We start from the raw sequence: 20,646 nt of genomic DNA, 5'->3' as shown, positions 1-20,646 counted from the left end.
GAAATGTCAACGGCCGTGGCTAGCGTCCCCGGCGAGCACGGCAGGCAGCACCCCTGCACTGCCCCGGACTCGTCGAGGAGAAGCAGAAGATGACCCTGGCCAACCGATGGAAGCGGGCGCTCGGTGTCGCCGGCGCGGCGGTGGCGATGACGGCCGCCACCGCCGTCGCGCCCACCGCGGCCCACGCCGACCAGCAGCGTCACTACTACCTGGAGGTCGGGGGCACGGGCTCCGCCGCGCCCGCCCCCGACTGCACGAGCACGTACACGTTCGCCAACAAGCACCTCAACGGCGGCATACCGGTGCCGGTCTGCTACCCGGCCAGCGCCGGGCCCTGGCTCAACGGCAACAACGTGCCGGACCTGGGCGCGCCCGCCTTCGACGCCAGCGTGCGCGAGGGCTACCGCAACCTGCTGGCCGCCGCCGTCGACACGTACCACCGCGACCCGGGCGCCCGGTTCACGATCGTCGGGTACTCGCAGGGCGCGCAGGTGGCCGACCAGGTGCTGCAGACGATCGCCAGTGGCGGCACGGACATCCCGCGCTCGCAGGTCGACGGCAAGCTGTACTCCGACCCCATGCAGCCCGGCACCGGCGTCTGGGCCCGGACGCCCAAGGGCTGGAGCGCACTGGGGTTCACCTCGCCCGGGCCCGGCCCGGCGGCGTTCGACGGCGGCGTGAAGGTGCAGCGGTTCTGCATCCGCACCGACGGGGTGTGCGACGCGACCTCCCTGGGGTCGCTCGTAGGGTTCTTCCAGCAGCACCCGAAGTACTGGCAGGACGGCAACGTCATGACGAAGACCATCGGCCAGGAGCCCGCCGACGGGATCGTCTGGGTCGACAACTGACCGTCCGGCGGCCCGGCCGCCCGCCGGCCCGCCCCGCGGCCCCGTCACCGGGCGCCGCGGGGCGGGCCGCGGCCCTTCCGCTCAGGCCGCCACCGCCTGCCCGGCCCCGGCCCCGATGCCGGCCAGGGTGCTGCGGAACGCGTCGACGTACGGCGGCACGGCCGCCCTGCCGCGCCCGGTGTCCGGGTAGCGGTAGCTCACGTACGTGCCGTGCGGCGAGCGGTTGACCCAGAGGTAGACCTCGTCGGGATGGCGGTGGCTGCTGCGCAGCATGGTGGCGCGCCAGTCGGCCCACCGCGGGGCGCCCGGGACGGTCCGCAGGTCCATGTACGACACGAAGAACCGCGGCTCCACCGGCACCCCGAGCAGCGCCGCGACCCGGGCCAGCGGCACCTCCGCCATCGGGCGGGCCTCCCTGAGCGCGGCCAGGGCGCGGGCGGCCAGCGGGGCGAAGCCGTCGCCGGCACGCACCGCGAACCGCAGCGGCGCCACCCCGACGTACCAGCCCACCGAGCCGGTCCAGCGGGCGTCGTGGCGCGTGTGGAACGGCATCAGGGCGGCGAACTCCCCCACCGGGCCCGCGGCGAGGGCGAGGCAGGCCAGCAGCCCGGCGCAGAACGAGACGCCGGCCCGGTGGCAGGCCGCCTCGAACGCGGCCGTGCGCGCCGCGTCCAGCAGCCGGCCCGCGCCGTTGCGCTGGGGAAGGCCCGCGGCACCGTCCGCGCCGACCGGCACGGGGAAGCCCGGCGTGCCGCCGCCGGTCGCCCGCAGGAACTCCCGCCACTTCAGCACCGTACGGTGGCCGTCGCCCACGCGGTCGGCGGCCCGGCGCTCGAGCGCCGCGAAGTCCGGGTGGCCACCGACGTCCGCGAGCCGCGCCCGGATGCCGTGGCGCGCCGCCGCGTAGAGCCGGCGGACCTCGTACGCGGCGAGGGCGAGGGAGTAGCCGTCCACGGTGGAGTGGTCGAAGGCGAGGCACAACGTGGTGGAGGCGGGACGGGACACGGTGGCGCAGAGGTACGAGGGCCACGCCGCCGGGTCCGCCTCCTGGTCGAACACGGCCTCCATGCGCCGCCGGAGCGCCGCCCCACTGGCGTACGTGCCCTCCTCGGCCGCCCGGAACGTCACCGCGCCCGGCGGCAGGGTGGCCCGGCGCAGTCCGGTGCCGTGCGGCCGGAGGTGGCTGCGCAGCGATTCGTGCCGGTCGGTCCACGCCGCCAGGGCGGCCCGCAACGCCCCGGGGTCCAGGGCGCCGGGCAGGTCGAAGGCCGTCCCGATCCAGGAGGGGCCGGCCGGAGCGGCCGTCCGCCGGTGGGTGATGTGCCCTTCCTGCACGTACGACGCGGGGCGCGCGTCGGGTGCCCAGCGGGGGGAGCCGGGGTCGGCGGGGACGGGGCGCCAGACGGTCAGCAGCCCCGGCCGGACCCCCAGGCCCGGCATGTCGGTGAATTCCATACGGCTCTCGGCTCCTCGGGGTGGGACGCGCGTGCCCCGAGTGCTCCACCGGGGCGGGATCATGGTGGTGGGAGCCGTTTAAACAGCGATGAAACAGGGGGCACGATGGACACGAGGGACGACACCGGGGACGGTCACCAGGAGCGGACGCGGCTGGGCGCGATCCAGCAGAGCGCGGACGCCTGGACGACGTCCCTCCTCCAGGGACTGCCGATGCGCCCCTCGTGGCACTGCCTCGAACTGGGCGCGGGGGCGGGTTCCGTCGCCTACTGGCTGGCGGACCGGTGCCCTGACGGGCAGGTGACCGCCGTGGACATCGACACCCGTCACCTCGACCCCGGCCGCGCGCCCCACCTGGTCGTCGAGGAGGCCGACATCACGCACCCCGGCTACCGGCCGGGCACCTTCGACCTCGTCCACGCCCGGTACGTCCTGTGCCACCTGCCGGAACGGGACGAGGTGCTGGCCCGCGCCGCCGAGTGGCTCGCACCGGGCGGCTGGCTGGTCGTCGAGGAGCCCTACCAACTGCCCGCCGAAACCTCGCCCTTCCCTCTCGTGCAGCGCCTCATGGCGGCCTACGAGCGCAGGTACGGCGCGCACGGGACCGACCTGACGTGGGCGCGCTCCCTCCCCGCGCTGCTGGCCCGCAGCGGCCTGGAGGACGTGCGGTTCTCGGGCCGGCTCAGCTGCATGGGCGGCTTCGGCAACGACCGCTGGCGGCCCCTGATCGACCACGCGGGGCCCGCGCTCGTCGCGGACGGCCTGCTGGACGAGGCGGACCTGACCGGCTTCCACGCCCTGCTGGCGGACCCGGCGTTCGTCGACATTCCGCAGGTCACGATCTCGGTGTGGGGGCGCCGGGCGTAGGCATCCGCCACCAGCATCCCTCATCGCCCCGCGCCCCACCCGCGTTCAGCCGAACCGGGACCGCGCCGGTGGTGCGGCGCCGGAAGCGCTGACTACCTTCGTCCCCCAATTCCCCGATCTTTCTCACCCTTTGGGAGACCTGCGATGAAGGTGGGTATCACCGGCGCCGGGCGCATGGGGCGCCTGCACGCCGAAGCACTGGCAGGACTGCCGGACGCGCCGTCCTTGCTGATCCACGACGCCGACCCGCGGGCGGCCCGGGGCCTCGCGGACGCGCTGCGGGCCGGTTCCGGCGCCACGGCCACCGCCCGGCCGGCCCTGGACGACGTCCTGGCGGAGGCCGACGCGCTGGTCGTGGCCAGCCCCGCGACAGGACACCGGTCCGCGCTGCTCGCCGCGGCCCGGGCGGGCCTGCCCGTGTTCTGCGAGAAGCCGCTGACGGCGGACGTGACCGAAGCGCGTGAGGTCGCTGCGGCCTTCGCCGACGGCCGGCTCCACGTGGGGTTCCAGCGGCGCTGCGACCCCCAGTACCGGTCGCTGCGCGACGAGATCGCGGCCGGCCGGCTGGGGCGGCCGCTGCTGGTGCGGTGCACGGCGTTCGACGACGCGCCCCCCTCGGGCACGTACGAGCAGTCGGCGGGGGACATCTTCACCGACTGCCTCATCCACGACATCGACGCGGTGCACTGGCTGACCGGGCAGCCGGCCGTCGCCGTCCAGGCCGACGGCGCCCGGCTGCTGGGCGACGGGGACGGCTACGACGTCGCCACCGTGGTGCTCACGCTGGCCGACGGGGCACGGGCCGTGCTGTCCGCGTCCCGGCTCGACCCCTTGGGCTACGACCACCGCGTCGAGGTACTGGGCACCGGGGGCTCGCTGTCCGTGGGCCTCGACGAGCGGACGCCGCTGCGCCACGTCGGCGAGGCGCAGGGGCCCCGTGCGCCGTACGCGAGTTTCTTCGACCGCTTCGCCGGGGCGTACCGGCACGAGATGCGGGCCTTCCTGGACATGGCCGCGTCCGGGGCGCCCAGCCCCTGCACGGCGCAGGAGGCGCTGCTGGCGCAGGAGGTGGCCGCGGCGGCAGGCCGGTCGGCCCGGACCGGGGAACGCGTGTCCGTCGCGGTGGACGCCCTCGTGGGAGGTGTGGGCCGATGAGCGCGGTACGAGGAACCCGCCGGCCGTGGGTCGTGGTCGCGTCCGTGGCGCTGCTGTTCACCGGCAGCGTCCCGGCGGCGTCGCTGTCGTCGGCCCCGGCGGCCGCGCCCCGCAACGTCATCCTCCTGATCGGGGACGGCATGGGCGACTCCGAGATCACGATGGCGCGCGACCACTCGGTGGGCGCCGAGGGGCGGCTGGCCATGGACGAGCTGCCGGCGACCGGTGCGTACGTCACCTCGTCGGTGGACGGGCGCGGCCGGCCGGACTACGTCACCGACTCGGCGGCCGGCGCCACCTCGTGGGCGACCGGGCACAAGACCGTGAACGGGCGCGTGTCCAAGACCCATGACACCAACCGGCCCCTGCCCACGCTGCTGGAGCTCGCCAAGCGCCAGGGGCTCGCCACCGGCAGCGTCACCACCGCGTCGGTCGCGGACGCCACACCCGCCGCTCTGACCTCGCACGTCACCGACCGCTCGTGCAAGGGGCCCGCCGACATGGCCTCCTGCCCGGCGGACCTGCGGGCCGCCGGCGGTGCCGGGTCGGTCGTGGAGCAGGCCGTGGCCCTGCGGCCCGACGTGCTGCTGGGCGGCGGGGCGGACCTCTTCGCGCAGCAGGTCACGGACGGGCCGGACCGCGGCCGCACGGTGCTGGAGCAGGCCCGTGCCCGCGGTTACCAGGTCGTACGCGACCGGGCGGAGCTGGGCGCCGCCGCACCGGACCGGCCGGTGCTCGGCCTGTTCGCCCCGGACAACGTACCGGCGGAGTGGACCGGCAGGCCGGCGGTCGCCGGGGGAACGCCGGCCCAGCGGTGCACCAAGAGCAACCCGGCGCGGCCGGCCGGGACGCCGACCCTGGTGGAGGAGACGCGGGCCGCGCTGAAGCTGCTGACCGCGCGCAACGAGCGGCAGAAGGACCGGGGCAAGGGCTTCTTCCTCCAGGTGGAGGGTGCGGGCATCGACGACCGGGCCCACGACGCCGACCCGTGCGGGCAGGTGGGCGAGACCGTCGCCTTCGACCGGGCCGTCCGTGTCGCCCTGGACTACGCCGCCGAGCACGGCAACACGCTGGTGGTGGTGACGGCCGACCACGGCCACGCGAGTCAGATCGTGCCGGTGGACGCCCGGCCGGCCGGACGGTCCACCACCCTGGTCACCGACGAGGGCGGGCAGATGCAGGTGGCCTACGGCAGCGGCGCGGTGGACGACGTGCAGGAGCACACCGGCACCCAGGTGCGGGTGGCCGCGCGCGGCCCCCGGGCGGAGGAGGTGCGGGGCGTGCACGCCAACACGGCGCTCTTCGGAACCCTCGGCCGCGCCCTGGGACTTCGTCCGAGCATAGGCGCCACTCCCCCGCCCGGCGATGCCGGACGCTGAACGGCTTTACCCCCGCATTTCCTTTCCATGACGCCGGTTGAAGAATTCCGGCACCCGCCCCAGCATGGTCCGGCGAGCAGATCCCCCGCATTCCCGCACGGCATTCGTGCAGGCACTGCGTTCCCCGTGATTCACCGTGATTCACCGTATTGAAGGGTGTGAAGCGTTGAGTTCTTCCATCGAATTACCGGGCTGGCCCCAGCTGTCGGACGAGGACGTCGAGGCCGCGGTCGCGGCCCTGCGCTCCAACCGCCTGGTCGGGCTGCGGAACGGCACGGTCGAGGAGTTCGAATCGGCGCTGGCCGCGGGCCAGGGCGTCGGTCACGCCGTCGCGGTGTCCACCGGCACGGCCGCCGTCCACCTGGCGCTGCACGCCCTGGACGTCGGGCCCGGCGACGAGGTGATCGTACCGGCCCACACCTTCATCGGCTCGGCGAGCCCGGTGACCTACCTCGGGGCCCGCCCGGTGTTCGCGGACGTCACCCCGGACACGCACTGCCTGGACCCCGACTCGGTGAAGTCCCTGCTCACCGAGCGCACCAAGGCCATCGTGGCGGTGCACATCAACGGCTGCGCCGCCGACATGGAGGCGCTGTGCGCGGTCGGCGCGGAGGCGGGGGTGCCGGTCGTCGAGGACATGGCGCAGGCCCTCGGCACGGAGATCGGCGGGCGCCCGGTCGGTGGCTTCGGCGACCTGGCGTGCGTCAGCCTCTTCGAGCAGAAGGTGATCACCTCGGGCGGTGAGGGCGGCGCCGTCCTCACCAACAACGCCGCGTACGCGGAGCGGGTGCGGCGGCTGCGCAGCCACGGCGAGGGCCCCATCGAGGGCCGCCCCGGCCTCATCTGGGCGCACGAGGTCGGCTACAACTACCGGCTCACCACGGTGCAGGCCGCGGTGGGCCTGTCCCAGCACGCCCGGCTCGGCGCCATGGTCGAGGCCCGCCGGCGCAACGCCGCGTACCTGTCGGAGCGGCTGGCGGGCGTCGAGGGGCTGGAGCTGCCCGTCGAGCCGGAGGGCACGGTGCACGCCTTCTGGAAGTACGTGGTGCGCGCGGTGCCGGGCGAGGGCCGGCCCGCGGCCGCGGAGATCGCGGCGACGCTGCGGTCCCGGGGTGTGCCGGTGCTGCTGCGGTACCCGTTCCCGCTGCACAAGCAGCCCGCGTTCGCCGAGCACAACGACGTGTCGCTGCCGGTCGCGGAGCGGCTGTCGGAGGAGCTGCTCGCCCTGCCGTCGCACCCGGCCCTGACCGAGGAGCACCTCGGCCACATCGCGGACGAGGTCCGCAAGGCCGTCGCCGGCTGAGACGGCGTACGGCAGGGGGTGCCGCGCCGGGCCGGCGGCCCGGCGCGGCACCCCCGTCCCTTCCCTTCCGACGCACCCCGAGATTCAGGAGAGCGCATGTCCGCTGCACTTCCCCCCTCGTCGTCCGCGGCCGCCCCGGAGGGGACCGGGCAGCTGCCCGTCCTCCTCGGTACCTCCGCGTTCGGGCAGAACGAGCGGGCCTTCCCCGTGTACGACGCCTACTGGGAGGGCGGGGGCCGGGCCTTCGACACCGCCTGGCTGTACGGGCACGCCTACGGGCCCGGCTGCTGCGAACGGACCTTCGGCGCCTGGGCGAAGTCCCGCGGTGTGGAGGACGAGGTATGGGTCCTGGCCAAGGGGGCGCACACCCCGGAGTGCCTGCCCGACCGTGTCGAGCCGCAACTGGCCGAGAGCTTCGAGCGCATGGGGCGGGAGAGTGCCGCACTTTACATGCTGCACCGGGACAACGCCGAGGTGCCGGTCGGCGAGTTCGTGTCCGTGCTGGACGGGCTGGTGAAGCGCGGGCTCATCGGCTCCTACGGCATGTCGAACTGGCCGCTGGACCGCGTCCGGGAGGCGGTCGCGTACGCCCGGGCGCACGGCCTGGCGGAGCCCGCCGGCGTGAGCAACCAGTTCAGCCTCATCGACATGGTGCAGCCGATCTACCCGGGCACCATCAGCGCCAACGACGCCGCGTGGCGGGCCTGGCTCGCCGAGGGCGGGATGTGCCTGTACCCGTGGGCGAGCCAGGGCCGCGGCGCCCACGCCCTGGCCGACCCGGCGGAGCTGCAGTCGGGCCCGCTCGCGGAGAGCTGGTACAGCGAGGCGAACGTCGGGCGGCTGCACCGGGCCCGGCGGCTGGCCGAGCACAAGGGCACGTCGTCGACGGGCATCGCGCTGGCCTGGACCCTCTCCCAGCCCTTCCCGGTCGTGGCGCTGATCGGGCCGCGGCAGCCGGAGGAGGTCCGGGACTCGCTGGCGGCGGCGTCCCGGCGGCTCACGGCGCAGGAGTGCGACTGGCTGGAGCACGGCACCGGTGAGATGCCCGTTCTCTGACGGGATGCGCACCGGGGGCGGTACGACGGCCGGGCCGTCGTACCGCCCCCGGTGCGTCCGCCCGGGTCCGTCCGGCGGGGGTGTCCGGACGGGTACGAGCTAGCGGGCGCTCCGGCGTTCCGCGCGGGCGAGGAGGTCGCAGCACTCGCCGGCCGCGGCCTCCTCCGCGGGCCCGGCCGGCGGGGTGATCGGCAGGCTCACCTCGTGCCGCCGCGTGGCCCGGGCGGCCACCGCGCGGCGCGGCGCTCCGGCGTCATCCCGGACCTCCGTGGGGACGTCCGTACGGACCTCCGTCGCGGGTGGGATGCTGCTGTCGGCGGCCGCCCATTCGAGCCGTTCGGCCACCTGTTGCCAGACCTCGGCGCAGCCCCGGGCCAGTTCGGCGACGGCGCCGACGCGGTGGGCGGGGACGTTGGCGAGCAGCCGTTCCCAGTCCTGGCCCGGCACCGCGACGACCGTGAGCCAGCGCAGCAGGGCCCGGCCGTCCTCGGTCAGCCGCACGGACGGATCACGGCTGAGATGACGGAGCATCAGGGACCGGGAGGGCCGGTTGGCCTCGGCCTCGTCGCGCCGCCGCGGATGCGGGGGCTCCTCCGTGGCGGGCTCCACCGTCGCCCTGGCCCCGGCCGTGTTCCTGCGGCCCCGTTCGGGTACGGGGCCCTCGCCGCGCCGGAGCCTCTTGCGCACGTCGGAGGCGGTGCCGAGGGAGACGCCGGCCTGGGCGGCGATCTGCCGCAGCGGCGCGGAGGGGTTCTCCTGGATGAGGCGGCCGGCCAGTCTGCGGCCCTCGGCCGGGTCGAGCGGCCGGGCCCTGCCGTCGCGGCCGATCCTGACGTTCGACTGCGGAACTCCCTCGGTCGAACGGGCGCGGAGCGCGCCGACCGTCTTGGCGGAGAGCCCGGTCGCCGACCCCACCGCCCGGTCCGACCACAGGGGATGCGTGCCGAGGATGCGCAGGGCGGCCGCCTTGCGGTCGTCGAGGGTGAGGGGCAGGCCGTGGGTGACGTTGGCCTCGACGGCGAGGACGAAGGCGTCCTTCTCGTCGCCCAGGAAGTACTGGACCTCCACCTCCGTCGCGCCGCGGAGCTCCGCCGCGCGCAGCCGGTGCATGCCGTCGACGACCCGCAGGGTGCCCGGCATGACGACCAACGGCGGGAAGGACGCATCGGATTCCGCGAGGGCCCGGATATGGGCGGCGTCCTCACCGCCACTGCGCGGCGAGTCGGACGGCAGGAGGGAGGAGAGGGGAACGGTGCGGACCTCGGATAAACGAGCGACGTTTCTGCCGACTTCCTCGGGAAGTTCCACTGGCATATCGACACTTTGAACGGGGCTGTCCCGGAAACTAGGCTCCACTGCACACCTTCCGATCGAAGCAATCTCGCCCTTGGGGCGTACAGCACCGTCCCCGCTTTGACTGCGGTTGGATACTCAACACCCGCCCCACGACCAGAGTAAAGATCAGTAAAGGGGCCGAAAAGTACTCACCAACACGACGGCCGGACAGCGGTCGAAACCGGCCCAAACATGGTGATCAACGCCGCTACCGGCACGGGATGCGAGCACCGGCGGTAACCCTCCGCAGCAATGCCGAGTCGCTCCACAGCTCTCCGTGAAATCCGGCCCCGGCTACACGCGTCAACCCAGCCCCTTACACGCCCGGTGAAAGGGGCAATGATCGCGCCGCATTCCATGTCTTTTCAGCCACCGGCACGGTGGCGAGGCCGCCGTGCGACCACGGCTGCCGTCCTGCCCCGCACGCGAGGGAGTCACGATGAAAGCACTCGTACTGGCCGGAGGATCGGGAACCCGGCTGCGCCCCATCACCCACACCTCCGCCAAACAATTGGTGCCGGTCGCCAACAAACCCGTGCTGTTCTACGGGCTGGAGGCAATAGCGGCGGCCGGGATCACCGAGGTCGGCATGGTCGTCGGCGACACCGTCGACGAAATCACCGAGGCGGTGGGCGACGGCTCGAAGTTCGGGCTCGACGTCACCTACATCCCGCAGGAGAAACCGCTGGGGCTCGCGCACGCCGTGCTCATCTCCCGCGACTACCTGGGCGACGACGACTTCGCGATGTACCTCGGCGACAACTTCGTGGTCGGCGGCATCGAGGAGCCTCTCCGCGCCTTCCAGGCCCACCGGCCCGACGCGCACCTCCTGCTGACCCGGGTCGCCGACCCCCGGTCCTTCGGCGTGGCCGAGCTCGACGCGTCGGGACGCGTCCGCGGCCTGGAGGAGAAGCCCGCCCACCCCAGGAGCGACCTGGCCCTGGTCGGGGTCTACCTCTTCTCCCCCGCCATCCACGAGGCCGTCCGGGCCGTACAGCCCTCCTGGCGCGGCGAGCTGGAGATCACCCACGCCGTCCAGTGGCTCATCGACCACGGCAGGGACGTGCGCTCCTCGCGGATCAGCGGCTACTGGAAGGACACCGGCAACGTCTCCGACATGCTGGAGGTCAACCGGCTCGTCCTGGAGTCCGTGGAGGCCCGCTGCGACGGCTCCGTCGACGCGGACAGCGAACTCATCGGCCGCGTACGCGTCGAGGAGGGCGCCACCGTGCGGTCCTCGCGGATCGTCGGCCCCGCGGTGATCGGTGCCGGCGCCGTCGTCACCGACTCCTACGTCGGGCCCTTCACCTCCCTCGGCGAGGACTGCCGGGTCGAGGACAGCGAGGTGGAGTTCTCCATCGTGCTGCGGAACGCCTCCATCACCGGCGTCCGCCGCATCGAGGCGTCCCTCATCGGCCGGCACGTCCGCGTCACGCCGGCCCCGCACGTGCCGCACGCCCACCGGCTCGTGCTCGGCGACCACAGCCAGGCCCAGATCTCCTCCTGACCCGAACGGAGCCCCACCATGACCACCCATGTCCTCGTCACCGGGGGAGCCGGATTCATCGGCTCCGCCCACGTCCGTGCCCTCCTCGGCCCCCACGGCCCCTCCGACGTGGTCGTCACCGTGCTGGACGCCCTGACCTACGCGGGCAACAGAGCCAACCTCGCGCCCGTCCAGGACGACCCGCGGCTGGTCTTCGTGCACGGCGACATCTGCGACACGGACCTCGTCGACGACGTCATGGCCGGCCAGGACCAGGTCGTGCACTTCGCCGCCGAGTCCCACGTGGACCGGTCCCTGTACGACGCCGCCGCGTTCGTACGGACCAACGTGCAGGGCACCCAGACCCTCCTCGACGCCGCCCGGCGGCACGGCGCGGCGCCGTTCGTGCACGTGTCGACCGACGAGGTGTACGGGTCGGTGGACGAGGGCGCCTGGTCCGAGGACGAGCCGCTGCGGCCCAACAGCCCCTACTCCGCCTCCAAGGCGGCGGCCGACCTGCTCGTCCTCGCCCACCACGTCAGCCACGGCATGGACGTGCGCATCACCCGCTGCTCCAACAACTACGGCCCCTACCAGTTCCCGGAGAAGCTCATACCGCGCTTCGTGACCCTGCTCATGGAGGGGCGCAAGGTGCCGCTGTACGGCGACGGCCTCAACGTCCGGGAGTGGCTGCACGTGGACGACCACGTACGCGGCATCGAGGCCGTGCGCACCCGGGGCCGGGCCGGCCGGGTGTACAACATCGGCGGCACCGCGCTGACCAACAAGGAACTCGTCGGCCTGCTGCTGGAGGCGTGCGGCGCCGGGTGGGACAGCGTGGAGCACGTCGAGGACCGCAAGGGCCACGACCGCCGCTACGCGGTGAACTCCAGCAGAATCAGCCGGGAACTCGGCTTCGCCCCGGCGACGGACCTGCGCGCCGGGCTCGCCGAGACCGTCGCCTGGTACCGCTCCCACCGCGCGTGGTGGGAGCCCCTGCTCGCCGGGGCCGCCCTGCCGGCGGCCTGACCCGGCCCGTCCCCACGGAGGTCCCCTCGTGCTCCCGCCCCCGAACGCGCAGTGGCTCGTCGTCGGCGCCGCCGGCATGCTCGGCCGCGACCTCACCGCCTGCCTGGCCCGTCGGGGGATCGGGGCGGCCCCGCTCGACCGCCACGCCCTGGACGTCACCGACGCCGCCGCCACGTTCGCGGCCGTCGCCCGGCACCGGCCGGCGGTCGTCGTCAACTGCGCGGCGTGGACGGCGGTCGACGCGGCCGAGGCACGTCCCGGCGAGGCCATGAAGGTCAACGGCGACGGCCCGGCCCACCTCGCCCGCGCCTGCCGGGCCTCCGGCGCCCGGCTGCTCCAGCTCTCCACCGACTACGTGTTCGCCGGCGACGCCCGCGTCCCGTACCGGGAGCTCGACCCCCCGGACCCGCGGACGTCGTACGGCAGGAGCAAGCTCGCGGGCGAACGGGCCGTCCTGGAGATCCTCCCGGAGGCGGGCTACGTGGTGCGCACGGCCTGGCTCTACGGGGCCGGCGGGCGCAACTTCGTCTCCACGATGATCCGGCTGGAGGCCCGCCAGGAGACGGTGACGGTCGTCGACGACCAGCACGGCCAGCCGACCTGGTCCGCGGATCTCGCCGAGCGCCTGGTCGCGCTGGGCACCGCGGCGCTCCGGGACGCGGCACCCCCCGGCGTCTACCACGCCACCAACACCGGCGCGGCCACGTGGTGCGGCCTGGCCCGGGAGACGTTCGCGCTGCTCGGCGCCGACCCCGGGCGGGTGCGGCCGACCACGAGCGAGGCCCTGGGCCGGCCGGCGCCGCGGCCCGGCTTCAGCGTGCTGGACCAGGGCCGGTGGCGGGAGGCGGGCCTGGAGCCGCTGCGCGACTGGCGGCGGGCGCTCGCGGCGGCGTTGCCGGCGCTGTGCGCCGCGGCCGGGCGGCCGGGCCCGGAGCGCTGACGCGCCGGGCCCGGCCGGGCCGGCGTCAGGCCCGGGAACCGTCCCGCAGCCCCTGGTGGAACGCCGCGCACGCCGCGTACGACGGCAGCACCCCGCGGCGTTCCAGCTCGTCCAGGGTGGGCGCGGCCGCGTCCTTCGCCGACAGCACCGGCTCGACACCGGTCGGCCAGGCGATGCCGAGCGAGGGGTCCAGCGGGTGGACGGCGTGCTCGCGCCCGGGCGCGTACTCCTCGGAGGTGACGTAGACGACGGTGGCGTCGTCGGTGAGCGCCATGAAGGCGTGGCCCAGGCCGGCCGCGACGTACACGCTCCGCCGCGGGTCGTCCAGGCGCACCGCCTCCCACTTCCGGTAGGTGGGCGAGCCGGTCCGGATGTCCACGACGACGTCGAGGACGGCACCGGCGAGACAGGTGACGTACTTGGCCTGGCCGGGCGGGACCTCCGCGAAGTGCACGCCGCGGACCACCCCGCGCCGCGAGACGGACCTGTTCACCTGGGCGGCGCCGGGGCGGTGGCCCAGCGCCGGGCTCAGCGAGCGGACGCTGAAGAGCTCCTGGAACGTGCCCCGGTCGTCCGCGAACGCCTCGGTCTCCACCACCCAGGCGCCCTCGATGCCCAGCGGACGCATGACGGACTCCTCTCCTCGTACGGGGGCCGCCCCCGTACAGGACGACGCCCCGCGCCCTGCGGGCGCGGGGCCATGACGGGGAAGACGGGTCAGAAGCGGTACGTCTCCAGCGTGCCGGACCTGCGGACGTCCAGGGTGGCGCAGTGGAAGCCGCCGCCCAGCGTCCGGGAGTGCGTGAGCTGGAGCGGCAGCACGTCGACGCCGTTGCTCTCCAGCACCCGCATCAGTTCCGTCTGCCGGCGGTCCACGATGACCAGGCCGGGCCGGACGACGAGGAGGTTCATGCCGATCCACACCGAGCAGTGCGGCTGGTCGCCGACGAAGCCGATGTCGACCAGCTCGGGGCAGACGACCTGCTTCCAGCCGCGCAGGAACTCGGGGAAGTTGTCGTCGTTGACGCGCTCCGGGTTGACCAGCACCAGCCCCGGCTGGAGCGGCACGATCGTCGAGTCGACGTGCGTCGAGGCGTACAGGCCACGGCAGGGGTGCACGGTGTACGTGTCGCCGACCGCCGACTGGAGCCACTTGGCGCCCATGGCGTTGCCGCTGTCGGAGACGAGGTAGAGCAGGTCCGTGCCGAAGCGCAGGACGTTGGCGGCGTCGAAGACCGGCTCGATCTCGCGCAGCCGCTCGCCGGCGGGCGCGGTCGGCTCGTACATCGCGTCGGCCAGGCGCGGCTTGGGCGCCGAGATCCACTTGCTGCCGCTGGAGAAGTACTCGATCAGCAGGTCCTTGTAGGCGAGCGACTCCAGGAACCGCGCGCGCAGGGCCATGGGCGTCTCGATGACGGTCTCGCCGACGGTCAGCAGGCCGTCGCGCGGGCAGTAGTCGTGGAAGCCGTCCGTCTCCCAGTCGGGCGTCCTGATGAGGGCCGAGTTGTCGCGCTCCTGCGGGCGGCGGACGGTGACGCCGAGTCCCCTGAGCTCCTCGCACAGGGTCTCCAGCTCCTCCTCCGTCTCCTTGATCACCCGGTCCGGGTAGGGGCCCGAGGGGACCTTGTCCTGGGTGCCGTACTCGGCGTACTCGACGGTGTACACGCTCCTGTCGGCCACCGGGACCCGGGCACCCACGGTGGTGCCGACGATGATCTCCTCCAGCGGGTCCCATTCGTTGTGAACACTGACCAGGCTCATGACTGACCTCTTCGGTTCGTTCGTGATTCGTTCGGGAAAAGCGGGAAAAGCGGGAAAGGGGGATGTCAGAGGGGCGGGAGATAGCGCGTGAGCCGCTCCCACATGGCACGGTCGTCCGCGTCCCCGGTGTGGGGCCCGGTGAAGCGTGCGGCGTACTCCGCTATCTCGGCCAGGACCCAGCGCAGTTCGTAGAACCGCAGGAACGCGGGGCGGCCGCGGGGCGGCAGGCCGAACGCCCGGGTGAGGGCCGACCAGTCGCGCTCGGGCGGTGCCCACATCGTCCCGCCCCAGTCGAGGATGCCGACGTCCACGCCGTCCGTGCCGAACAGGACGTTGGCCGGGCTCGGGTCACCGTGGGTGAGGGCCGGGCGCTCACCCTGCCAGAGCGCGGCGCACTCCTCGGCGGTGCGGGCCGCGTCCTGCCGCAGGGCGGTGATGTGGTCGCGGCGCCGGGCGACGAGGCCGGCGAGTTGCGGCCCGTACGGGCCGCACCCGGCGGTCGCCCCGTCCAGGGCGGCCTGCAGGGCCTTGTCCAGGTCGGTCTCGAACGGGAAGCGGAAGTCCTCCACGGGCACCCCGGCCGGCAGGCCCGCCGGGGAGGAGAAGCAGTGCACCTCCTCCAGCTGACGGACCAGCCGGTCGAGCTGGGCGGCGGCCGGGGCGAGCGGGGCGGAGGTCGCGCGCTCCACGTACGGGAAGACCACGACCGGGAACCCGGTCACCGTGTGCACCACCCGGCCGTCCCGGCCGGCCAGCGGTGCGAGTACGAATTCCTTTCCGCTCGCGCGCATTCTCAGCGCGGCCTCGTAGGCCCCCGGGAAATGACCGTCGAGGTCCCGGCGGACGCTGATCCACAAAGGACCGTAGCGATAGGACCAGCTGTCCTCGCCGAGCGGAAAGAATGTCAGTTCCCCGGCCTCTCCGGCAGCACCGAGGAATTCCTGGAAGTTGTCCGTGACCAGCCTCAGCAGGCTCCGGCGCTCCACGAGCTCGTTCTCCAAGAGCATGCCAGAGGCTAACACCGGCGGGGCATTACGGGAGTTGTCCCGCGCGGCGTTCAAGCAATGCCCGGAATACATGCCAGAACGGCGTCGCGGAACGTGTGCGCGACCTCGTCGATCTCGGCCGGCGACGATCCGGCGTGCACGCCGAAGCCCGCGCCCAGATAACTGTCGGAGACCCCCGTGGACACCGCCACCGACCGGGCCAGGACGTCGTCCGTGCGGGGCAGCGCGCCCGGCTCGTAGATGCGGGCCGCCGGGCCGGGGGCGGCCGCGCGGAACGGCACCACCGACCGGTCGCCCCGCCCGTACGCCGTCAGCGCGGGCAGGCCGCCGTAGTAGTGCGTCGGCGAGTCGACGAGGGTCTTCACGCCCAGGTGCTTGGCCACGGCCTCGGCGTGCGCGACGTCGTCGAAGACGTACACGGCGAAGCTCGCGCACTCCCCCGCCGGGTCGTGCAGCGTCCTGCGCCGCACCCCGGGCAGGTCGCCGATGCCCTCCACGAGCCGCCGTTTGACCTCCCGGACCCGGCCGAGGATGACGTCGAGCTTGGCCAGCTGCGCCAGCCCGACGGCCGCGTGCAGCTCGCCCAGTCCCAGGTTCATGCCGAGCAGCAGGTCGCCCTCGCCGTCGTCCCGGCGGTAGGGGAACCAGCCCTGGTCGTGGAAGGAGTAGGCGCGCTGGAAGACGAGGGGGTCGTCGGTGAGGACGAAGCCGCCCTGGAGCGCGGTGATCACCTTGAAGTGGTTGAGGGAGAACGCCCCGGCGCTGCCGAGGGTCCCCACCGGCCGCCCCTGGTAGGAGGCGCCCGCGGCCTGCGCGCAGTCCTCGATCAGGTGGAGCCCGTGCTCGTCGGCCAGGGCCCGCAGGGCCGTCATGTCGGCGGGCGCGCCCAGCATGTGCACCGGCATGATCGCCTTGGTGCGCCCGGTGATCCTCGACCGGACGTCGGCCGGGTCGAGGGTGAGGGACTCGTCGACCTCGGCGAGGACGACGTCGGCACCGCAGTGCAGCACCGAGGCGATCGAGGCGACGAACATGTAGCCGGGCACGATCACTTCGTCGCCCGGCCCGATCCCCAGCCCCACCAGGGCCGCGATCAGCGCCGACGTCCCGCTGTTGACGGCGAGGCAGTGGGCGGCGCCGAAGCGCCCGGCGGCGGCCTCCTCGAACCGCCGGACCATCTCCCTCTCCCCCGGGTCGTCGAACACCTCGCGCGTGGCGCTCCAGCGGTCGAGGACCGCCAGCACATTGGCGCGCTCCTCCTCACCGACGAAGCGGTATCCCGGTCCGGGCACGGTTCCTCCTTGTTGCAGGTGATACGGGCGTGGTGCGGGTCGAGTGAAGGCCGCCGCGGCGTCAGGCCGCGCCGGCGAGGAACGCCGCCAGCCGCCGGGACAGCGCGAGGGCGGTGAGGGACGGGTTCGCGGCGCCGAGCCGCGGGAAGACGGCGGGCCCGGCGGCGTACAGGCCGGGCAGGCCCGCGAACTCGTGCCGTGACGTCAGGACGTCCCCCAGCGGCAGGGTCCCGCCCTCGTGGTCCTCCGTGCCCAGCAGGCTCGTCCACGTCTCCGGCACGCCCACGCGCTGGGAACCGATCCGCTCCGGCAGGACGGCGGTGTTGTCGCGCCCGGGGTCGCCGAAGCCGGTGAACTCCATGGGCACCGGGTCGGTCCCCAGCTCGGTGGCGACCGCGTGCCAGAAGTCGCGCAGCACCGTCCGCTGCGCCTCGATCACCTCGTGGTCCTCCGGGCGCAGGGCGGTGCGCACCCGGGCCGGCCCGGCGGGGCCGGCCGCCGTGAGCACCTCGACCACGCTGTCCGGGTTGGGGAGCTGTTCCCCGGTGGTCCGGACGTCCAGCAGCAGTTCGCCGTCGCCGGCGGGCTGCACATCCATGCGCAGGTACGAGCGGGTTGCCGGGTCGGTGGGCACGTAGTACGAGCCGGGGTCCGGGACGTGGCGGGCGGCGCCGGGCGGCGCGGCCGGCAGGCGGACGACGAAGCCCTGCACGATGTGGTCGGCGAGGCCGCCCAGCCGCGGCGCGGCCAGCTTTCCCGCCGTGGTGAGGGCCTGCACGGCGAGCCGGGTGCTCTCCACGGTGCCCGCGCACAGCACCACCGTGTCGGCGGCGATGCTCCCGCTCCCCGTTGCGGGGTCGCGGACGAGCACGCCGCGGACGGCTCCGTCGCGGACGTCCACGGCGAGGACCTCGGTGCCGCAGCGGACGCGGACGCCTGGCGGCGGCACGGCGGTGCCGTCCTCGCCGCGCCAGCGGTCCAGTGCGGAGTACGCCTCCCAGCGGTCGTCGCCGGGCACCTGGCGGCAGGCCCGGGGCAGCGGCCGGAAGGGCTGCCCGCCGAACGTGCGGGCCTGCTGCCCGGCGGCGCCCTCCGGCGCGGTGCCGCTCCACTCCGCCAGGTCGGCGCCCACCCGCTCGTACAGCGAGGGGCCGCCCTGCCAGCTCCTGGTGAGGTCCGCGACGACGTCGGCGGGCCACCAGGGGGTGGCGAGCGCCCAGTCCTCCAGCGGCAGGACCACGCCGTGCCAGTACAGGGACCGGCCGCCCAGCCTGCGGCGCAGGCCGGAGATGCCGGTGTAGTGCGGGGCGGACGCGGAGTCCCAGGGCCGCCGGAAGTACGGGTCGCGCTCGGGGGCGAAGACCAGTTCGGTGGCCCGGTCCCGGGGGTGGGCCCGGTGGATGTGGTCCAGGTCCTCGCCGGGCCCGGCCTCGAGCACGAGGACGTCCTCGACGCCCTGGTCCGACAGGGCCGCGGCGAGCTCCAGTCCCGCGAGCCCCCCGCCCACGACCACGACGCGGGCCGCGTCCTCCCGTTCCCCCGCACCCCGTACCGCGTTTGTTTCGGAATTGCTCGGCATCGCTGTCTCCCCTACACGCTGACGTGCCGGCCGCCGGCTTGCCGCAGGGTACCCAGCCGTTCGACTGGGCACGTTCCTCAGTCGAACAGAGCAGTGCCGGACAGAGCCGTAACGGCTGTGCGCTCACGGTGGGTTGCGCGGTGGCGCACGCACCGCTGGGATGCGTACATTCCGACCCCATCTGTCGCATCGGCGAAAGGCGAGGGCAACCATGGGAAATGCATTGGCGCTGTCCGGCGGCCCACGACTCACCGACCGTGAATGGCCGCGCTGGCCCCAGCCGGGGGAACGCGCGCTGAAAAACCTCGCGGACGTCCTCAACAGTGGCCGCTGGACCATCTCCTGCGCCTATCAGGGACGCCCATCCTACGAGCGGCAATTCGCCACCGCATTCGCGGACTACTGCAATTCCGCGCACTGCGTGCCGACCGCGACGGGCACCTCCGCGCTGGCCGTGGCCCTGGAGGCGTGCGGGGTCGGCGCGTCGGACGAGGTGATCGTGCCCGGCCTCAGCTGGGTGGCGTCGGCGTCCGCCGTGCTGGGCATCAACGCGGTGCCGGTCCTGGTCGACGTCGACCCGTCGACGTACTGCGTGGACCCCGCCGCGGTCGAGGCCGCCATCACCGACCGGACCCGGGCGATCACCGTGGTCCATGCCTACTCCGCCGTGGCCGACCTGGACGCGCTGCTGGACATCGCGCAGCGGCACGGCCTGCCGCTGGTCGAGGACTGCGCACACGCCCACGGCGCCCGCTACAACCACTGGCCGGTGGGGTCCATCGGCACGGCCGGGGTCTTCAGCATGCAGGGCAGCAAGCTGCTGACCTCCGGCGAGGGCGGTGCCGTCGTCACCGACGACCCCGACATCGCCACGCGGGCCGAGCACCTGCGGGCGGACGGCCGCGTCCTGCGGCGCGACCGGGTCGGCGTCGGGGAGATGGAGCTGCTGGAGACCGGCCAGCTGATGGGCAGCAACCAGTGCCTGTCGGAGTTCCACGCGGCGGTACTCCTCGACCAGCTCGACCTCCTGGAAGAGCAGAACGCGCACCGGGCCAAGGCGGCGGACCACCTCACCCGCCGGCTGCAGGAGCTGGGACTGACGGTGCAGGACACGGCGCCGGGGACCACCGACCGCGCGTACTACCGGTACGCGGTGCGGCTGCCGGACGAGGTGCTGGCCGTGGCCCCGGTCGGCCGGATCGCCCGGGCCCTGACCGCCGAACTCGGCTTCTCCGTCATGCAGACGCACCGCCCGCTGAACGACAACCCGCTGCACCGGCCCAGCTCACGGCGGAGATTCGCCACCGACGCCCGGTACATGGCGCGGATAGAGCCCTCGCAGTTCGACCTGCCGGTGGCCACGCGGGTGTACGAGAGCGTGGTGAGCTTCGGCCACGAGGTGCTGCTGGCGCCGCTGGAGGCCATCGAGGACATCGCCCTCGCCTTCGAGAAGATCACGTCCCACATCGGCGAGATCGCGGACTGAACGGCCCCGGGACCAGTCCCGGAACGGCCCCGGCCTACAGGGCGGTCGGAACGGCGTCGCCCCGGACCGCCGGGGCGAGCCGGCCGGCGAGGACGTCCGGCGTGCCGACGTGCAGGGTCCGCATGCCGAGCCCGGCCGCGACCTCCAGGACCGCTGTCCGGTCGTCGACGACGAGCGTTTCGGCCGGCACCGCCCGGACGTGGTGCAGCGCGGCGGTGAAGAACTCCCGCGCGGGCTTGACCCGGCCGAGGCGCCACGAGGAGCACAGGACGTCGAAGAGGCCGAAGTGGCCGTGGGCGGCGTCCTTCAGCCGGTCCCAGTGCTCGGCCTCGTTGTTGGTGAGCACGACCGTGAGGTGCGGGTGGTCCCGCCGCGCCTCCCGCAGCGCCCGGAAGTTGTCGTCGTAGGCGCGCACGCTCTCCAGGTACGCGCGGTCCAGCCACCCGGTGTCCAGCGGTGCTTCCGCCTCCAGGAGGTCGCGGAACACCTCGTGCACATGGGTGCCGCCGTCCTCGTAGGCGGGGGCCGCCTTCAGCACCCTCGTCAGGAGTTCTCCGGGGTCGGCGCCGTGGCGGCCGGCGACCCGGGCGAGGAAGTCGGTCTCCTCGTTGATGTTGTTGTAGAGGACGCCGCCGGCGTCCACGAACAGCGTCCGGATCACCGCAACG

The 20,646-nt window shown here is 73.9% G+C and carries 18 protein-coding genes; 10 read left to right on the top strand and 8 right to left on the bottom strand.

All coding sequences use genetic code 11. From position 1 onward, the window contains the following. The first annotated feature begins 89 nt into the window (after positions 1 to 89). Complete coding sequence (locus tag IE305_RS18495) at positions 90 to 848, top strand: PE-PPE domain-containing protein (protein WP_190130754.1); 759 nt, start codon at positions 90 to 92, stop codon at positions 846 to 848. 81 nt (positions 849 to 929) lie between these two features. On the opposite strand, the gene IE305_RS18490 is transcribed toward IE305_RS18495, so the two are convergent. Continuing rightward, positions 930 to 2,303 (bottom strand): condensation domain-containing protein, encoded by a 1,374-nt coding sequence (locus IE305_RS18490; RefSeq protein WP_190130753.1) that lies wholly within the window; start codon positions 2,301 to 2,303, stop codon positions 930 to 932. Between the two features lie 105 nt (positions 2,304 to 2,408). On the opposite strand from IE305_RS18490, the gene IE305_RS18485 reads away from it, so the two are divergent. The 5 genes from IE305_RS18485 to IE305_RS18465 all read left to right on the top strand — a co-directional run bounded on the left by IE305_RS18485 (position 2,409) and on the right by IE305_RS18465 (position 8,063). Further along, a complete protein-coding gene (locus IE305_RS18485; RefSeq protein WP_190130752.1) occupies positions 2,409 to 3,170 on the top strand; it encodes a class I SAM-dependent methyltransferase in 762 nt (253 codons plus the stop codon). A 144-nt stretch (positions 3,171 to 3,314) separates the two neighbouring features. Next, positions 3,315 to 4,325 (top strand): Gfo/Idh/MocA family protein, encoded by a 1,011-nt coding sequence (locus tag IE305_RS18480; RefSeq protein ID WP_190130751.1) that lies wholly within the window; start codon positions 3,315 to 3,317, stop codon positions 4,323 to 4,325. Next, positions 4,322 to 5,704 carry an alkaline phosphatase gene (locus IE305_RS18475; RefSeq protein WP_190130750.1) on the top strand — a complete coding sequence of 461 codons (1,383 nt, stop codon included), beginning with the start codon at positions 4,322 to 4,324 and terminating at the stop codon, positions 5,702 to 5,704. The genes IE305_RS18480 and IE305_RS18475 overlap by 4 nt, the downstream gene beginning before the upstream one ends. Positions 5,705 to 5,870: 166 nt before the next feature. Beyond that, positions 5,871 to 7,007: a DegT/DnrJ/EryC1/StrS family aminotransferase gene (locus IE305_RS18470; RefSeq protein WP_190130749.1), complete on the top strand. Its 1,137-nt coding sequence runs from the start codon at positions 5,871 to 5,873 to the stop codon at positions 7,005 to 7,007. 96 nt (positions 7,008 to 7,103) lie between these two features. Then, entirely contained in the window at positions 7,104 to 8,063 is a 960-nt protein-coding gene (locus IE305_RS18465) for an aldo/keto reductase (RefSeq protein ID WP_190130748.1), read from the top strand. Between the two features lie 99 nt (positions 8,064 to 8,162). Here IE305_RS18465 and IE305_RS18460 read toward each other — a convergent pair whose 3' ends face one another. Further along, positions 8,163 to 9,377, bottom strand: coding sequence for a ParB/RepB/Spo0J family partition protein (locus IE305_RS18460; protein ID WP_190130747.1), 1,215 nt, complete (start codon positions 9,375 to 9,377; stop codon positions 8,163 to 8,165). Positions 9,378 to 9,837: 460 nt separating this feature from the next. Between IE305_RS18460 and IE305_RS18455 the strand changes: the two genes are divergently transcribed. The 3 genes from IE305_RS18455 to rfbD all read left to right on the top strand — a co-directional run bounded on the left by IE305_RS18455 (position 9,838) and on the right by rfbD (position 12,853). Next, on the top strand, positions 9,838 to 10,905 hold the full coding sequence (locus IE305_RS18455) for a glucose-1-phosphate thymidylyltransferase (RefSeq protein WP_190130746.1): 1,068 nt from the start codon (positions 9,838 to 9,840) through the stop codon (positions 10,903 to 10,905). Positions 10,906 to 10,923: 18 nt separating this feature from the next. Further along, positions 10,924 to 11,913 carry a dTDP-glucose 4,6-dehydratase gene (rfbB, locus tag IE305_RS18450; RefSeq protein WP_190130745.1) on the top strand — a complete coding sequence of 330 codons (990 nt, stop codon included), beginning with the start codon at positions 10,924 to 10,926 and terminating at the stop codon, positions 11,911 to 11,913. A 76-nt stretch (positions 11,914 to 11,989) separates the two neighbouring features. After that, positions 11,990 to 12,853 (top strand): dTDP-4-dehydrorhamnose reductase, encoded by an 864-nt coding sequence (rfbD, locus tag IE305_RS18445; RefSeq protein ID WP_190130911.1) that lies wholly within the window; start codon positions 11,990 to 11,992, stop codon positions 12,851 to 12,853. A 25-nt stretch (positions 12,854 to 12,878) separates the two neighbouring features. Here rfbD and IE305_RS18440 read toward each other — a convergent pair whose 3' ends face one another. The 5 genes from IE305_RS18440 to IE305_RS18420 all read right to left on the bottom strand — a co-directional run bounded on the left by IE305_RS18440 (position 12,879) and on the right by IE305_RS18420 (position 18,492). After that, positions 12,879 to 13,481 (bottom strand): dTDP-4-dehydrorhamnose 3,5-epimerase family protein, encoded by a 603-nt coding sequence (locus IE305_RS18440; protein WP_190130744.1) that lies wholly within the window; start codon positions 13,479 to 13,481, stop codon positions 12,879 to 12,881. 89 nt (positions 13,482 to 13,570) lie between these two features. After that, positions 13,571 to 14,614, bottom strand: coding sequence for an inosamine-phosphate amidinotransferase 1 (locus tag IE305_RS18435; RefSeq protein WP_190130743.1), 1,044 nt, complete (start codon positions 14,612 to 14,614; stop codon positions 13,571 to 13,573). Between the two features lie 65 nt (positions 14,615 to 14,679). Continuing rightward, complete coding sequence (locus IE305_RS18430) at positions 14,680 to 15,621, bottom strand: phosphotransferase (RefSeq protein ID WP_190130742.1); 942 nt, start codon at positions 15,619 to 15,621, stop codon at positions 14,680 to 14,682. Between the two features lie 50 nt (positions 15,622 to 15,671). Beyond that, positions 15,672 to 16,913, bottom strand: coding sequence for a DegT/DnrJ/EryC1/StrS aminotransferase family protein (locus IE305_RS33510; RefSeq protein WP_190130741.1), 1,242 nt, complete (start codon positions 16,911 to 16,913; stop codon positions 15,672 to 15,674). 61 nt (positions 16,914 to 16,974) lie between these two features. Then, complete coding sequence (locus IE305_RS18420; RefSeq protein ID WP_190130740.1) at positions 16,975 to 18,492, bottom strand: FAD-binding protein; 1,518 nt, start codon at positions 18,490 to 18,492, stop codon at positions 16,975 to 16,977. 211 nt (positions 18,493 to 18,703) lie between these two features. On the opposite strand from IE305_RS18420, the gene IE305_RS18415 reads away from it, so the two are divergent. Next, the gene (locus IE305_RS18415; protein WP_190130739.1) at positions 18,704 to 19,978 is read left to right on the top strand and encodes a DegT/DnrJ/EryC1/StrS aminotransferase family protein; all 1,275 of its coding nucleotides are present in this window, start codon (positions 18,704 to 18,706) and stop codon (positions 19,976 to 19,978) included. A gap of 34 nt (positions 19,979 to 20,012) precedes the next feature. Here the strand turns inward: IE305_RS18415 and IE305_RS18410 are convergent, their stop codons facing one another. After that, positions 20,013 to 20,639: an HAD family hydrolase gene (locus IE305_RS18410; protein WP_190130738.1), complete on the bottom strand. Its 627-nt coding sequence runs from the start codon at positions 20,637 to 20,639 to the stop codon at positions 20,013 to 20,015. Positions 20,640 to 20,646 lie beyond the last annotated feature (7 nt).

The sequence above is a fragment of the Streptomyces mashuensis genome (genome assembly GCF_014654785.1).
In the GTDB taxonomy this organism is placed as follows: Bacteria; Actinomycetota; Actinomycetes; order Streptomycetales; family Streptomycetaceae; genus Streptomyces; species Streptomyces mashuensis.
Note: the sequence above shows the minus strand (reverse complement) of the source record. Positions and strands in the feature narration are given on the sequence as shown.

Coding starts and splice junctions, on each gene's coding strand:
- IE305_RS18495 (WP_190130754.1), top strand. CDS start 90: ATGACCCTGGCCAACCGATGGAAGCGGGCGCTCGGTGTCGCCGGCGCG.
- IE305_RS18490 (WP_190130753.1), bottom strand. CDS start 2,303: ATGGAATTCACCGACATGCCGGGCCTGGGGGTCCGGCCGGGGCTGCTG.
- IE305_RS18485 (WP_190130752.1), top strand. CDS start 2,409: ATGGACACGAGGGACGACACCGGGGACGGTCACCAGGAGCGGACGCGG.
- IE305_RS18480 (WP_190130751.1), top strand. CDS start 3,315: ATGAAGGTGGGTATCACCGGCGCCGGGCGCATGGGGCGCCTGCACGCC.
- IE305_RS18475 (WP_190130750.1), top strand. CDS start 4,322: ATGAGCGCGGTACGAGGAACCCGCCGGCCGTGGGTCGTGGTCGCGTCC.
- IE305_RS18465 (WP_190130748.1), top strand. CDS start 7,104: ATGTCCGCTGCACTTCCCCCCTCGTCGTCCGCGGCCGCCCCGGAGGGG.
- IE305_RS18460 (WP_190130747.1), bottom strand. CDS start 9,377: ATGCCAGTGGAACTTCCCGAGGAAGTCGGCAGAAACGTCGCTCGTTTA.
- IE305_RS18455 (WP_190130746.1), top strand. CDS start 9,838: ATGAAAGCACTCGTACTGGCCGGAGGATCGGGAACCCGGCTGCGCCCC.
- rfbB (WP_190130745.1), top strand. CDS start 10,924: ATGACCACCCATGTCCTCGTCACCGGGGGAGCCGGATTCATCGGCTCC.
- rfbD (WP_190130911.1), top strand. CDS start 11,990: ATGCTCGGCCGCGACCTCACCGCCTGCCTGGCCCGTCGGGGGATCGGG.
- IE305_RS18440 (WP_190130744.1), bottom strand. CDS start 13,481: ATGCGTCCGCTGGGCATCGAGGGCGCCTGGGTGGTGGAGACCGAGGCG.
- IE305_RS18435 (WP_190130743.1), bottom strand. CDS start 14,614: ATGAGCCTGGTCAGTGTTCACAACGAATGGGACCCGCTGGAGGAGATC.
- IE305_RS18430 (WP_190130742.1), bottom strand. CDS start 15,621: ATGCTCTTGGAGAACGAGCTCGTGGAGCGCCGGAGCCTGCTGAGGCTG.
- IE305_RS18420 (WP_190130740.1), bottom strand. CDS start 18,492: ATGCCGAGCAATTCCGAAACAAACGCGGTACGGGGTGCGGGGGAACGG.
- IE305_RS18415 (WP_190130739.1), top strand. CDS start 18,704: ATGGGAAATGCATTGGCGCTGTCCGGCGGCCCACGACTCACCGACCGT.